This is a genomic window from Erythrobacter sp. HKB08, assembly GCF_004114695.1.
In the GTDB taxonomy this organism is placed as follows: Bacteria; Pseudomonadota; Alphaproteobacteria; order Sphingomonadales; family Sphingomonadaceae; genus Parerythrobacter_A.
Genome location: NZ_CP035310.1, coordinates 2,675,328 through 2,689,375 on the forward strand (window position 1 = coordinate 2,675,328; position 14,048 = coordinate 2,689,375).

At 64.9% G+C, this 14,048-nt stretch carries 13 protein-coding genes; 9 read left to right on the top strand and 4 right to left on the bottom strand.

Features of this window, described 5'->3' with window-relative positions; translation table 11 throughout:
- Positions 1-90: 90 nt before the first annotated feature.
- Positions 91-1,230, bottom strand: coding sequence for an acyl-CoA dehydrogenase family protein (locus EO245_RS12940; RefSeq protein ID WP_128893316.1), 1,140 nt, complete (start codon positions 1,228-1,230; stop codon positions 91-93).
- Positions 1,231-1,347: 117 nt separating this feature from the next.
- Positions 1,348-2,526, bottom strand: coding sequence for an acyl-CoA dehydrogenase family protein (locus EO245_RS12945; protein ID WP_128893317.1), 1,179 nt, complete (start codon positions 2,524-2,526; stop codon positions 1,348-1,350).
- A 184-nt stretch (positions 2,527-2,710) separates the two neighbouring features.
- Here EO245_RS12945 and EO245_RS12950 point away from each other — a divergent pair, with 184 nt between their 5' ends.
- Genes EO245_RS12950 through EO245_RS12970 form a run of 5 tightly spaced genes read left to right on the top strand, consistent with a single transcriptional unit; the run spans position 2,711 to position 8,536 of the window.
- Complete coding sequence (locus EO245_RS12950) at positions 2,711-3,571, top strand: SDR family NAD(P)-dependent oxidoreductase (protein ID WP_128893318.1); 861 nt, start codon at positions 2,711-2,713, stop codon at positions 3,569-3,571.
- The gene (locus tag EO245_RS12955; protein ID WP_128893319.1) at positions 3,568-5,004 is read left to right on the top strand and encodes an MFS transporter; all 1,437 of its coding nucleotides are present in this window, start codon (positions 3,568-3,570) and stop codon (positions 5,002-5,004) included. The genes EO245_RS12950 and EO245_RS12955 overlap by 4 nt, the downstream gene beginning before the upstream one ends.
- 30 nt (positions 5,005-5,034) lie before the next feature.
- Positions 5,035-6,366, top strand: coding sequence for an acyl-CoA dehydrogenase family protein (locus tag EO245_RS12960; RefSeq protein WP_128893320.1), 1,332 nt, complete (start codon positions 5,035-5,037; stop codon positions 6,364-6,366).
- Positions 6,366-7,454, top strand: a complete 1,089-nt coding sequence (locus EO245_RS12965; RefSeq protein WP_128893321.1) for a Zn-dependent alcohol dehydrogenase — start codon at positions 6,366-6,368, stop codon at positions 7,452-7,454. Before EO245_RS12960 ends, EO245_RS12965 begins: the two co-directional genes overlap by 1 nt.
- Entirely contained in the window at positions 7,454-8,536 is a 1,083-nt protein-coding gene (locus EO245_RS12970; protein ID WP_128893322.1) for a phosphotransferase family protein, read from the top strand. Before EO245_RS12965 ends, EO245_RS12970 begins: the two co-directional genes overlap by 1 nt.
- A gap of 10 nt (positions 8,537-8,546) precedes the next feature.
- Here EO245_RS12970 and EO245_RS12975 read toward each other — a convergent pair whose 3' ends face one another.
- A complete protein-coding gene (locus tag EO245_RS12975; RefSeq protein ID WP_128893323.1) occupies positions 8,547-10,919 on the bottom strand; it encodes a S8 family peptidase in 2,373 nt (790 codons plus the stop codon).
- Positions 10,920-11,053: 134 nt separating this feature from the next.
- On the opposite strand from EO245_RS12975, the gene dapD reads away from it, so the two are divergent.
- From dapD to EO245_RS12995, 4 genes are all read left to right on the top strand, one after another.
- Positions 11,054-11,893: a 2,3,4,5-tetrahydropyridine-2,6-dicarboxylate N-succinyltransferase gene (dapD, locus tag EO245_RS12980; RefSeq protein WP_128893324.1), complete on the top strand. Its 840-nt coding sequence runs from the start codon at positions 11,054-11,056 to the stop codon at positions 11,891-11,893.
- Between the two features lie 88 nt (positions 11,894-11,981).
- Positions 11,982-12,287: a hypothetical protein gene (locus EO245_RS12985; RefSeq protein ID WP_199798657.1), complete on the top strand. Its 306-nt coding sequence runs from the start codon at positions 11,982-11,984 to the stop codon at positions 12,285-12,287.
- A 27-nt stretch (positions 12,288-12,314) separates the two neighbouring features.
- On the top strand, positions 12,315-12,542 hold the full coding sequence (locus tag EO245_RS12990; protein ID WP_128893325.1) for a DUF2945 domain-containing protein: 228 nt from the start codon (positions 12,315-12,317) through the stop codon (positions 12,540-12,542).
- Positions 12,542-12,730, top strand: a complete 189-nt coding sequence (locus EO245_RS12995) for a DUF3008 family protein (RefSeq protein WP_128893326.1) — start codon at positions 12,542-12,544, stop codon at positions 12,728-12,730. Before EO245_RS12990 ends, EO245_RS12995 begins: the two co-directional genes overlap by 1 nt.
- A 13-nt stretch (positions 12,731-12,743) precedes the next feature.
- Here the strand turns inward: EO245_RS12995 and EO245_RS13000 are convergent, their stop codons facing one another.
- Positions 12,744-14,012 (bottom strand): dipeptidase, encoded by a 1,269-nt coding sequence (locus EO245_RS13000; protein WP_128893327.1) that lies wholly within the window; start codon positions 14,010-14,012, stop codon positions 12,744-12,746.
- Between the last annotated feature and the right edge of the window lie 36 nt (positions 14,013-14,048).

Consider the following 14,048-nt stretch of genomic DNA (forward strand, 5'->3'; position numbering starts at 1 on the left):
GGCAAGTCGGCGGGGCCGACTGCCTCCGAGGGGCGGCCTTCCGGCCGGCGGCCGGTCGGCCTTGCTGTCCGGCGAGCCGGACCGAAACCCTCAGTAGCCGCTCAGCGTCGCGACGCGGTTGGCGTGATAATACACATCGCCCAGGAATTCCTGCAGCGCGCGGTCGCGCTTCATGTAGAGGCCGATGTCGTATTCGTCGGTCATGCCGATACCGCCGTGCATCTGCACGCCTTCGCGCACGGCAAGACCGGCGGCCTTGGCGACCTTGGCCTTGGCGGCGGAAATCATCAGTTCGGCCTTTTCGCTGTCGCCATCGAGCAGCTGCTGCGCCTTGATGACGACCGCGCGGGCGATCTCGACTTCGGAATAGAGATGCGATGCACGGTGCTGCAGCGCCTGGAATTCGCCGATCAGCTTGCCGAACTGCTTGCGCTGCTTGATGTAGTCGACCGTCATGTCCATCGCGCCGCGAGCGACGCCGACGCCCTCGGCAGCGGCACCGATACGGCCAGCATTGAGAACCTTGTTGAGGATCTCGCGCCCGCCATCGACTTCGCCGATCACTGCATCACCATCGAGCTCGACGCCGTCGAACTTGGTATGCGTCGCCATCGAGCTGTCGACGAGGCGCACCGCGTCGTGGCTCATGCCTGCCGCATCCTTGGGGACTGCGAAAAGGGTGATGCCGTCTTCGTCATCGTCCGCACCGGAAGTGCGCGCGGCGACCACCAGCATGTCCGCGCTCGCGCCGTGGATCACGAAATCCTTCTGGCCGGAAAGCTTGAAGCCGTTGCCCGACTTTTCCGCCCTGGTCTTGATGCGCGAGGGATTGTGCTTTGCGCCTTCGTCGATCGCGACGGCGTAGACCGCCTTGCCCTCGACGATGCCCGGCAGGTAGCGGCCCTTGATGTCGTCGCTGCCATTGCCGAGCGCGGTCGCGGCGAGGACCGAAGTCGTCAGGAAGGGCGACGGCGTGAGATTGCGCCCGATTTCCTCGAGCACGATGCCGGCCTCGACATGGCCCATGCCGAGCCCGCCGTTGTCTTCATCGATGAGGATGCCGGTGAAGCCGAGTTCGGCCATCTGCTCCCACAGGCCGTGGCCGAAGCCGTCCTTGCAGTCGCGATCGCGCCAGTGGCGTAGCTGTTTCTGGATGCTGCCTTCCTCGGCCATGAACTGGCTGGCAGTTTCGGCGAGCATCGCCTGATCTTCGTCGTGGTAGAGTGGCATGCCTGTCCCCATTCCCTTGTCCGGCCCGCTGTCCTGCGTTGTGCCGGAAATCTGTCTATCGCATGAGAGTATGGCGAAGACCCGGCACGGACCGGGCCGTCGCGAATTCGTGTCGGATCAAGCGCCCGGCAGGTCGAGGATGCGCTTCGAGATTACGTTGAGCATGACCTCGCTGGTGCCGCCCTCGATCGAGTTGGCCTTGGTCCGCAGCCAGTTGCGCGAGGGCTTGCCGCCGCTCGTTTCGTCGCTTTCCCATTCGAGATTGCGCGAACCGCCTGCACTCATCATCAGCTCGTGGCGGCGCTTGTTGAGCTCGGTACCGGCGTATTTCATCATGTTCGGCTGGGCGGGATGCGCCTTGCCGACCTTGATTTCGTCGAGGAACTTCTCGCCCATCGCGCCATAGGCCAGCGCATCGACGTCGAACATCGCGAGTTCTGCGCGAAGCACCGGATCGATTTCGTCCGCGCTGCGGCTCATCGCGGCGCCGATCGTGCCGGTGTTGCCGCCGTCGGCGCCCGAAATCATCTCGCGCTCGTGGCCGAGCAGGTACTTGGCCACGTCCCAGCCGCGATTGACTTCGCCGACATAGGCCGGAACGTCCTCGCCATAGCTCTTGGGCACCTTAACATCGTCGAAGAAGGTCTCGCAGAAAGGCGAGCTGCCGCTGATCAGCAGGATCGGCTTGGTCGACACGCCTTCGCTCGCCATGTCGTAGAGCATGAAGGTGATGCCCTGGTACTTGTTCTCCTTGTCCGTGCGGACGAGGCAGAAAATCCAGTCGGCCTTGTCGGCGTAGGAGGTCCAGATCTTCTGGCCGTTGACGACCCAGTGATCGCCCTTGTCCTCGCCGAAGGTCTGCAAGGACACGAGGTCCGAACCCGAACCAGGCTCCGAATAGCCCTGGCACCAGCGGATTTCGCCGCGCGCGATCTCATTGAGGAAGCGCTTCTTCTGGCCTTCCGTGCCGAAGTGCAGCAGCGCCGGACCGAGCATCCAGATACCGAAGCTCGATAGCGGCGGACGGGCACCGATGCGCGCCATTTCCTCGCGCAGCACCTTGGCTTCCGCAGGCGAGAGGCCGGCACCGCCATATTCCTTCGGCCATGCGGGCACGGTGTAGCCCTTTTCGACCGCCGCTTCGAACCACGCTTTCTGCGCGTCGTTCTTGAAGGTCGCGTTGCGGCCACCCCAGTAAACATCGTCCTCGTCACGCACCGGTTCGCGCATTTCGGCCGGGCAATTCGCCTCCAGCCATTCGCGCGTTTCCATGCGGAAGGTATCGAGATCGGACATGGGAACTCCTCTCATTTTCGAAAATGGCGTATGGTTCGCCTGTTGACGCTTACGTTAAGGGGATTCGGGGCAAGACTGCAAGCGGCTTCGCCCCTGTCCAGCATGCCGTAGCGTCATCTCGTCGCGCGTTGACGGGAGGTCTTGCGCGCCTAAGCTAAGGTCAAAACAAAGGGAGAGGCCAGGTATGCGATTCTCTGGCAAAACGGTGGTTATCACGGGTGCCGCATCGGGCATCGGAGAAGAGGCAGCGAAGCTGTTCGCAAGCGAAGGCGCGATCGTCTACGCGGCCGATATCGACGACAAGGCCGGACAGGCCCTCGCCGACGCATCGGACGGTTCGATCCGCTACCAGCATTGCGATGTCTGCTCTTGCGAGGACATCAAGGCACTGATGGACCGCGCGGGCGAGGAGACCGGCGGGATCGACGTCGTGTTCAACAATGCGGGTGCCGGCGGCACGCGCGCACCGATGCACGAAGTCGAGCCGGACGAGTGGGACCGCACGATGGACCTGCTGCTGCGCTCGGTCGCCTTCGGCATCCGCTATGCCGTCCCGCACATGAAGGGGCGCCCCGGCGCCTCGATCGTCAACACCTCGAGCGTCGCCGCAGTCGGGCCGGGCTATTCGCCGTCGGTCTACGCAGTGGCGAAGGGCGGCCTGCTCCACCTGACGAAGTCCGCTGCGGCCGACCTCGCCCAGTTCGGCATCCGTGTGAACGCAATCCAGCCGGGCTTCATCAACACCAACATCTTCACCTCGACCCTCGAGATTCCCGACGAGATGAAGGGTGCGGCGAAAGACGCGATCCGGCAGATGTCGTCCAACGCCCAGCCGGTGAAACGCCCCGGCATGCCGCGCGATATCGCCGAAGCCTGCGCCTTCCTTGCCAGCGAGGCGGGCAGCTTCGTCAACGGCACTTCGTTGATCGTCGACGGCGGGATCACCATCGGCCCGCGCCATAGCTGGGACGAGGAAGAGCCGACCATGTTCGCCGCGCTCGAAGCGATGGAAGAGGCCGCGAAGGCCGGAGACGCCTCCGCGTGAATTTCATCGAGGGCCCCATCCCCCAGCGCTTCAAGCTGGTACATGGCTTCGGGGCTGTCGCCTTCGGAGTAAAGGACAGCGGGTTCAGTTTCTTCCTGCTGATGTACTACAGCCAGGTGCTGGGCATGGATGCGGGCCTCGTCGGCACGATCCTGCTCGTCGCCTTGCTGGTCGATGCGGTGGTCGACCCGATCCTCGGATACCTGTCCGACCGGACCTACACCCGCTGGGGGCGGCGCCTGCCGTGGCTCTATGTCGCGCCGATCCCGCTCGCCTTTGCCTGGGTAATGCTGTGGTCCCCGCCCGGCGGCGAAGCGCCGAGTGCGCTCGGACTGCTCGCCATAGCGGTCGTCGTGCGGGTGCTGCTGTCGGCCTGCGAGGTGCCGTCGGTCTCGCTCGTGCCCGAGATAACATCGGACTACGACAACCGCACGACGCTGTTTCGCTATCGCTACCTGTCTGGCTGGATGGGCGGGATCCTGATGATGATCCTCGCCTATACGGTCTTCATGCCGGGGGCGGAGGGCCTGTTGCAGCAGGACGGATATCTCGCCTTCGGGACATTCGGCGCGATCCTGATGGTCATCTCGGTGCTCGGCTCGGCCATCGGACAGCATAAGGTCGTCGCCCACCTGCCTGCGACCAAGCCTGCCCCGTTCAGCCTCAAGGCGGCCTTTTCGGAGATCATCGAGGCTTTCAGCGAGAAAGCCTTCGTCATCTTCGCGCTCGGCGGGCTCGCCGCCTACGTCAGCCAGGGCATGACCTTTTCCATCTCGAACTACCTCAACATTTTCGTGTGGCAGTTCGACCGCGCGGCGCTGACCGCCTACCCGCTGATCCTCGGCGTTTCGGTGGTGATGATGTTCTTCATCGTCGGCCCGATGCACAAGCGCCTCGGCAAGCCGAAGAGCGCGGCATTGAGCGCCATCATCGCGCTCGTCATCACGCTGATCCCCTACATGCTGTTCCTCGCCGGCGCATGGCCCGAGGCCGGAACCCTTGCCTCGACCGCGCTGATCTACGGGTTCATCGTCTTTGCGAACCTGTTCGGCATCGTGGTGATGATCTCGGCATCCTCGATGATCGCGGAAATCGTCGAAGCCTTCGAGGAACGCACCGGCCGCCGCGCGGAAGGCAGCTTCTATTCCGGCAACTGGCTGGTCCAGAAATGCGCCACCGGCTTCGGCATTTTCATCACCGGCCAGATCGTGGCGATCTCGCAATTGCCGACCGATGCGCAGCCAGGGACGGTCGACAGCGGCGTTCTGGGCACGATGATCCTCGCCTATGGCGGCGCGGTCGTCGTGCTGGGACTCGTCACCGCATATTGGCTCGGCCGCTTCCCGATCGACCGGGCAGAACACGAACGCAGGCTTGCCGCCCTCGACCTCGTCGCACGCGGGGATGTCGACGGCGGGACCACCGTACCCTAAGAATTTCGCGACTCAGAAAGGACTGACACCATGAACTTCGACCTGACCGACCGGCAAACCCACTGGCGCGACCGTGTGCGTGACTTCATCGAAGAGAACATTCGCCCCAACAACGATGTCTACAAGCAGCAGGATGTCGAGGGCGATCGCTGGAAGGTGATCCCGATCATCGAAGAGATGAAAGCGAAGGCCAAGGAGCAGGGCATCTGGAACCTGTTCATGCCGCCGCAGGGCCAGCTGAGCCATGTCGACGACAGCTTCGAGTTCGAAGGCCCGGGCCTGACCAACCTCGAATATGCGCTTTGCGCCGAGGAAATGGGCCGCATCGGCTGGTCGAGCGAGGTGTTCAACTGCTCCGCCCCCGATACCGGCAACATGGAAGTGTTCCACCGCTACGGCACGCTGGAGCAGAAGGAAGAGTGGCTGCGCCCGCTGATGAACGGCGAAATCCGTTCGGCCTTCCTCATGACCGAGCCCTACACCGCTTCCTCCGACGCGACGAACATCGAGACGCGCATCGAGAAGGACGGCGACGAATACGTCATCAACGGCCGCAAATGGTGGTCCTCGGGCCTCGGCGATCCGCGCTGCAAGGTCGCGATCGTCATGGGCAAGACCGACTTCGGCGCCCAGCGCCACGCCCAGCAGTCGCAGGTCATCGTGCCGATGGACGCGCCGGGCGTGAACATCCTGCGCCACCTGCCGGTCTTCGGCTATGACGATGCGCCGCACGGCCACATGGAAGTCGAGCTGAAGGACGTGCGCGTTCCGGTCAGCAACCTGTTGCTCGGCGAAGGCCGCGGCTTCGAGATCGCGCAGGGCCGCCTCGGCCCGGGCCGTATCCACCACTGCATGCGCACCATCGGCGTTGCCGAGGAAGCACTCGCCAAGATGTGCCGCCGCCTGCAGGAGCGCGAGGCGTTCGGCAAGCCGATCTACAAGCACTCGGTCTGGGAAGAGCGCGTTGCCCGTGCCCGCATCGACATCGAGATGACCCGCCTGCTCTGCCTCAAGGCCGCCGACATGATGGACAAGGTCGGCAACAAGGTTGCCAAGCAGGAAATCGCCATGATCAAGGTGCAGGCGCCGAACATGGCCCTGCGGATCATCGACGATGCGATCCAGGCCCATGGCGGCGGCGGCGTTTCGGAAGACTACGGCCTCGCCAGCGCCTACGCACACCAGCGTACGCTGCGCCTCGCCGACGGTCCGGACGAGGTGCACGCACGCTCGATCGCGCGCATGGAATTCGCCAAGCACTCGCCCAACCAGGGCCCGACTGCGAATGCCCTGCGCGACGGCAAGGGTCCGGCGCCGATGACGCAGGACTTCACCTCCGGTGACCTGGCGGTGACGCGCTAATGGCAAAGGCAGCAATCCTCGAACAGCCCGGCCAGGGCCTCGTCATCGGCGAGGTCGAGATTGCCGATCCCGCTCCGCATGAAGTGCTGATCGACACCAAGGCCTGCGGCCTGTGTCACTCCGATCTGCACTTCATCGACGGCGCCTACCCGCACCCGCTCCCGGCGATCCCGGGCCACGAGGCGGCAGGCGTCGTGCGGGCGGTCGGCAGCGAGGTGAAGACGGTGAAGCCGGGCGACCACGTCGTATCCTGCCTCAGCGCCTTCTGCGGCCACTGCGAGTTCTGCGTGACCGGCCGCATGGCCCTGTGCCTCGGCGGCGACACCCGCCGTGCGCCCGATTCCACCCCGCGCATCCGCCGGGCGGACGGCTCGCCGGTCAACCAGATGCTGAACCTCTCGGCCTTCAGCGAGCAGATGCTGATCCACGAACATGCCTGCGTCGCGATCGACAAGGACATGCCGCTCGACCGTGCCGCCGTGATCGGCTGCGCGGTGACGACGGGTGCCGGGACGATCTTCAATGCGGCTGCCGTGGTTCCGGGCGAAACGGTTCTCGTCGTCGGTTGCGGCGGCGTCGGCCTCGCGGCGATCAACGCGGCGAAGATCGCCGGCGCCGGCAAGGTCATCGCGGCCGATCCGCTGCCGGAGAAGCGCGAGCTCGCCAAGGTGCTCGGCGCAACGCATACCGTCGACGCGCTGGCCGAAGATGCTGCCAAGCAGATCATCGAGATCTCGGGCGGCGGCGTCCATTACGGCATCGAGGCCGTCGGGCGGCAGGCTTCAGCCGACCTCGCCGTGGCTTCGCTGCGCCGTGGCGGCACCGCGATCATCCTCGGGATGATGCCGCTCGACTGCAAGGTCGGGCTGGGTGCGATGGACCTGCTTTCGGGCAAGAAGCTGCAGGGCGCGATCATGGGTGAGAACCACTTCCCGGTGGACCTCCCGCGCCTGGTCGACTTCTACATGCGCGGCCTGCTCGATCTCGACACGATCATCGCCGAGCGGATCCCGCTCGAAGACATCAACAAGGGCTTCGACAAGATGCGTGACGGTCACTCGGCCCGCAGCGTGGTGGTGTTCGACTGATGGCAAGCGAGCAACCGATGGATTTCGACAAGGAAATGGTCGGCACGATCGAAGTGCCGGAAGCCGACCAGCTGGACCTGGACAGCCTTACCGCCTGGTTCGAGGCCAATGTCGACGGCTATGAAGGCCCGATCAGCTATTCGAAGTTCAAGGGTGGCCAGTCGAACCCGACCTACCGGATCGACACGCCGGGCGCGTCCTACGTCCTGCGCCGCCAGCCCTTCGGCAAGCTGTTGCCGAGCGCGCATGCGGTGGACCGCGAATATAAGGCGATGACCGGCCTTTATCCGACCGGCTTCCCGGTCCCGCGCACCTACGGGCTGTGCGAAGATCCGGAGGTCATCGGCTCCAAGTTCTTCGTCATGAGCATGGCCGATGGACGAAGCTTGTGGAACGGCGCGCTGCCCGGCGTCTCGAAAGAGGACCGGCGCGAAATCTACAATTCGATGATCGATACCATGGCCGATCTTCACCTGAAGAAGCCGAACGAGATCGGTCTCGGCGATTTCGGCAAGCCGGACGATTATTGCGCGCGCCAGATCAGCCGCTGGACCAAGCAGTACAAACTGTCGGAAACCGAGCACCAGCCGAAGATGGAGCGCCTCATCGAATGGCTGCCGGAGACCATCCCGCCGCAGCATGAAAGCTCGGTCGTGCATGGCGACTACCGCCTCGACAACATGATCTTCCACAAGACCGAGAACCGCGTGATCGCGGTGCTCGACTGGGAGCTCTCGACGCTCGGCGATCCGATTGCCGACTTCAGCTACCTGATGCTCAACTGGAAGAACGAGAGCGATGGGCGAGCCGGTCTCGCCAGCCTCGACCTGGAAGATCTGGGTATCCCGACGATGCAGGAAGCGGTCGACCGCTATGTCGCGCGGACCGGTTATCCCGTGCCGCCGATGGACTGGTACTTCGGCTACAACCTGTTCCGGCTCGCAGGGATCATGCAGGGCATCAAGAAGCGCGTGATCGACGGCACTGCCTCGTCAGCACATGCCAAGTCGATGAGCGAGCGGGTCACGCCGCTGATCGAGCGGGCCTACGACTTCGCGAAGGCTGCGGGCATGCCGGACTGAGCCGATTGGCTCAGAACTGCGTGCTCCAGCTGATCGCGGCGCCGACATCGGTCGGATTTGCCGCGACGTGACCCGGCTCCCGGCGGACGAACAGGCTCGATGCCGCCTGTCCGCCGAGCAGCCAGCCGCGCCATGACAGCTCGCCCATGATCTCGCGTCCCTCGGGCGTGAATGGGAGGAAGCGTTCGCCGTAGATCTGGCTTTCGCTCGCGTAGTCATACGCCACAGGCAGGTTCAGCGAGAGGCCGCCGCTCTCGATCCGCAAGGGCTGCGAAATGCGCAGGCCGATGCTGTCGCCCTGCTGGAAGATGCGCGAGCGGGTGACGTCGAACGACCAGGCGAGGCTCGAAAGCCGCGAATTGCCGCCCGAGGCGTCTCGCAGCCGTGCGTCGGTCCGCCCTGCCCGCACCGCGCCGCCGAGCCGCCAGTCGTCGGCAACGGGTGCGCCGAGCCGGGCGTCGAGGAACAGGCTGCGTGCGCCCTGCACGCCCAGGCTATCGTGGAAAATGCCGCCGAGCACGGTGTCGCGCTCGTCCAGCATGGTGAGGCCGAACGCCGTCTCGAGATCGCCGAAGCGCCGATCCGCGATGAGCGAGACGCTCTGCATGGGGCGATCCTCGAGCCTGCGGCCCACCCGGTCCGATGCGATGCGCGATGCGCCGATGAAAGCGTCCCCGGTCTCCGCAGTTGCCGTAAGCCCCCAGCCTCCGAGCTGCTGGCGAAGTGCGACGGAACCGTCGGTGCTGCGCAGGAAGCCGAAATCGCCTCCCGCATCGGGCGCAACCATGAAGGCCGGGCGGGAATGGCCCTGTAGCTGCGCGGCAAGCCCGTCGCTGCTTTCCGAAAAGCCGAATGCGATCTGCGTGTCCGGCGCGATCCGGGCCGCGACCCGCGCAGCAAGCACGCGCGATTGTTCTGCATCGCGTTCCGACAGGCCGAGCGGAAGCGCTGCGGCCCGTCCATCGTCGGCGATGGTGAACGCCATCGAGACACCGCCCGCACCGCCACTCACGCGGCGGCCTGACGTCTCGATTGCACCACGAAGGCGCGGACGGACCGAGGCCGAGCGCAACCGATTGCCGAGGTCGATCGAATAGGCGCGGTCGTATTTGTCGGTAATGATCGTAGAAAGCGGGACGTCGGTGAAAGCATCGCCCATCGGCCCCGATGCGACACCCGTGTCGTCCGACAGGGCGACCGCGATGGTCGAACCGGCGAGCGTCGTCGTGCCCGAAGGCTGTAGCGCGCGTGCAATATCGAGGATCCCACGACCGTATATCGGGTCGGTCCCCGCAGCGCCCGCATCGCTGGCACTGTCGAGGAGGATCGCGACGATTTCCTCGCCCGTGAGGTTCGGGAAAGCCTGCTTGAGCAGTGCGACCGCGCCGGCGACCTGCGGGGCGGAAAAGCTCGTGCCGGAAAACAGCGTCACGAAATTGTTGCCGTTTTCGTCGGTCGTAATGCGCAGCGTGCCATTCTCGTAGACGCAGCAAATCCTCTCGCCCCGGGCCGTGATGAAAACGTTGGCGAGGCTACCGGCACGATTGGAGAAATCGGAAAACTGGCCGCTTTCGTCGATCGAGCCGACGATGATCACATTGTCCCCGGCAGCGGAGAAAATCCCTGCAGCGAAGGGGTCCGGCTGGTCCGGGTCGATCTGCGGATCGGTGGTATCGCCATCGTTCCCCGCGCTTACGACGATAACCACGCCCGCAGCCGCCGCCCGCTGGAGCGCGGAACGCAAGGTCGGGCTCGGCAGGCTGCCACCGAGGCTCAGATTGATGACGGTCGCGCCAGAGGCGACCGCCTGGTCGACCCCGCGCGCAATGTCGCTGTCGGAGAAGAGGCATCCGTCGAGCGCCGCTTCGGTCTCCGTCGCGCAGCTGCCCGGCTGGTCGGTCCTGAAGGCGAGGATCATGGCCTCGAACGCGATGCCGATGACACCGGTGTTGTCGCGCGCGGCCGCTGCGACCAGCGCTACATTCGTGCCGTGGTCGTCCTCCGCATCGACCGTCCCATTGCCCGCGACATCGCGCGAGTCCGGGTGGATACGGCCCGCGAATTCCGGGCTGTCGACATCGATACCCGTGTCGATGATCGCGATGGTCGATCCGCTGCCCGTGATGCCGTCCTGCCAGGCGCTGACCGCATTGTGGAACCTCGGCCCGTCGGAGCGGCGCACTTCTGCCGTATCGAAGGAGGATGCCGTCGGCGTGGGGGTCGGGGTAGGCGTGGGTGTCGGCGAAGGCACCGGCGCGGGAGAAGGCGTGGGCAGGGGGCGCGGACCCGAGGTCGCGCCGCCGCCTCCGCCGCCACAAGCCGTGAGGAGGGCAATCGCTGCAAGCGCGCTACCACAGCGCAACCTGCGCAAGGGATGCTTCATCGTCAGTCCTTCCATCGCCCCCGTATGCCCAATAAAGCGTAACGCGGTGTGAATGAAAACTCCGCCATTGCCGCTTGTTCCCCCCGCTCCGGCTCGCTAGCAGCGGCGCGACGAGTTTTGCGGGAGCAGCAAGAATGACCGACAGCCTTCAGACCGCCATCGACGAAGCGTGGGAACGCCGCGCCGAAGTCACCCCGGCAAGCAGCGACGTTCGCGAGCCGGTCGAGGCTGCGCTGCAACTTCTCGACAGCGGCAAGGCCCGCGTGGCCGAACCCGATGGCAATGGCGGCTGGACGGTCAACCAGTGGCTCAAGAAAGCTGTCCTCCTGTCCTTCCGCCTCAACGACAATGTCGTGATGGATGGCGGTGCGGCAGGCGCGCCCGCCTTCGACAAGGTTCCGAGCAAGTTCGACGGCTGGGGCGACAACCGCTTCCGCGATGCCGGCTTCCGCGTGGTGCCGGGCGCCGTTGCGCGTCGCGGCAGCTTCATCGGCAAGGGCGTGGTCCTGATGCCGAGCTTCGTGAATATCGGCGCCTATGTCGATGAAGGCACGATGGTCGATACCTGGGCGACGGTCGGCTCCTGCGCCCAGATCGGCAAGAATGTGCATATCTCGGGCGGCGCAGGAATCGGCGGCGTGCTCGAACCGCTGCAGGCCGATCCGGTCATCATCGGCGACGGTGCATTCATCGGGGCACGCTCGGAAGTGGCCGAAGGTGTACGCGTGGGCGAAGGCGCAGTGCTCTCGATGGGCGTCTACATCGGCGCCTCGACCAAGATCATCGACCGCGCGACCGGCGGAGTGCACCGCGGCGAAGTTCCGCCCTATGCCGTGGTCGTGCCCGGCTCGCTTCCCGGCAAGCCCCTGCCCGACGGCAGCCCGGGTCCGTCGCTCTATTGCGCGGTCATCGTGAAGACCGTCGACGCGCAGACCCGCTCGAAAACCGGGATCAACGAACTCCTGCGCGACTGATTTCCGCAACGCGCGCGAGGAACCGCGCCGGATTTGGGCCGTTTTGCTCTCGAACGGGGTCGTACCCTATTTTTCGGGAGCAAGAGACATGCACAAAGAAGGCGAAGAAGTTCACATCGACGATAACGAAGCAAGTGCCGGCACGAAAACCGGCCATGTCCGGTGGATTCTTGCCATCGGGACGCTGCTCGCAGTCGTCCTCCTCTCGGTAGTCTGGATCACCGGCGCTGCCACCCAGGGCGACGTCGAGGAAGAGGCGACCGTTTCGGGCATCATCGAATCGACCGACGAGGAAGACGGCGACGACACCGACTCGATCGTCGGCGAAAGCATGACCGAAATCGACGGCGCCGATGCCGACACCACCGACGGGATCGAAACGATCGAGAACTGATGGGCGGGAGATCCATCGGAGTATTCAATGAGCAATTCGAACAGCTACCAGACCGACCAGTACGTCCAGTGGGACTGGGGCAACGGCAAGGGCAAGGGCCAGATCAAGGAGCGCTTCGAGCGCGAGGTCACCCGCACCCTGCAAGGCAGCGAAGTCACCAAGAACGGTGACGAGGACAATCCCGCCTACCTGATCAAGCAGGAGGACGGGGACGAAGTGCTCAAGCGCGGCTCCGAACTGGAGGCGCAGGACTGATGGCCAAGGCCAAGTCGAAAGCTCAGCAGCAGGCGGCCGGCGCAGCGCTGGCCGCCAAGCGCGGCGAGCAGGACAAGTCGGACCTGCAGGGCGCCTCGAAGCAGATGTACGACAGCATGTCCGAGGACGAGCTCGAGGATATGGCCTCGACCGACCGCGAGGATTTGCCGGAAACCGTCGACGACTAGTTTCGTCGCGCGGTCAGTCGCGCGGCATCACCGTTTCGATCGGGTCCATCGATGCCATCGAAGCCTTGGTCGCCTCTGCCGCGCGCATGACCCGCATCATGTTGCGGAAGCTGATCTTCTCCAGTTCTTCCTGCGTGTAACCGCGGCGGGCAAGCTCGGTGAAAAGCAGCGGATATCCCGACACGTCCTCCATGCCGACCGGGCCGGTCGGCATACCGTCATAGTCCGCCCCGATCCCGATCGCGTCGATCCCTGCGATGGCACGCACATGGTCAATATGGTCGGCCATGTCGCCGATTGTCGCGAGCGGAAGCGGATTGGCTTCGTCCCACGCGGCAAGGCGGCTCTCGACCTCGGTGGGCTGCCCTGCCCATAGCGCCTCGAGCCGCGCCTTCTCGGCCTGGCGATTGCCGAACCACTGGCGCGCGTCTTCATTGAGGAAGCCCGGCAGCGCGACCACCATCACGATCCCGCCATTCTCGGGCAGGCGCTCGAGAACGCTGTCCGGCACGTTTCGCGCGTGCCCATTGATCGCGCGCACGCCCGAATGACTGAAGATGACCGGCGCCGTGGCGACATCGAGCGCATCGTGCATCGTCGCCTCGCTCACATGGCTCAGGTCGACCAGCATGCCGAGCCGGTTCATCTCGCGGATCACGTCCTTGCCGAAATCAGTGAGGCCGTCATGCGCCGGAGCATCGGTCGCGCTGTCGGCCCAGGGCGTGTTCTTCGAATGCGTCAGCGTCATGTAGCGCGCGCCGAGCGCATAGGTTTGGCGCAGCACGCCGAGGCTCGATCCGATCGAATGGCCGCCCTCCATCCCGAGCAGTGAAGCGATGCGTCCCTCGCCCACGGCGCGCTCGACATCGTCGGCAGTCAGGGCAAGCGCGAGATCGCCCGGGTAGCGGTCGATCAGGCGCTTGGTCACGTCGATCTGCTCGATTACCGCCTGCACCGCCTCGGGTTCGCTCAGCGCTGCCGTCACATAGACCGACCAGAATTGCGCGCCGACCTTCCCTTCGCGCAGGCGCGCTAGGTCGGTGTGCATGGTGCGGCCTTCGGAATGTTCGGGGCCGGTCTCCATCGTGTTCTCGAAGTCAAATTCGGAAATGCGGTTCTCGAAGCGTCCGCGCAGCTGGATCGGCACGTCGTTGTGCCCGTCCCACACCGGCGCGGCCTCGAGCGCGGCTTCGGCCACTTCCTCGGGCGTGTCGGCCAGCGCGGGGCCGGAATACAGTGCAATGGCGGCGGTGGCGGCGGCGAACAGCGACAGGCGTTTCATTGTGGAGCTCTCCTCGAACTTGTAGGCGGGCTTTTA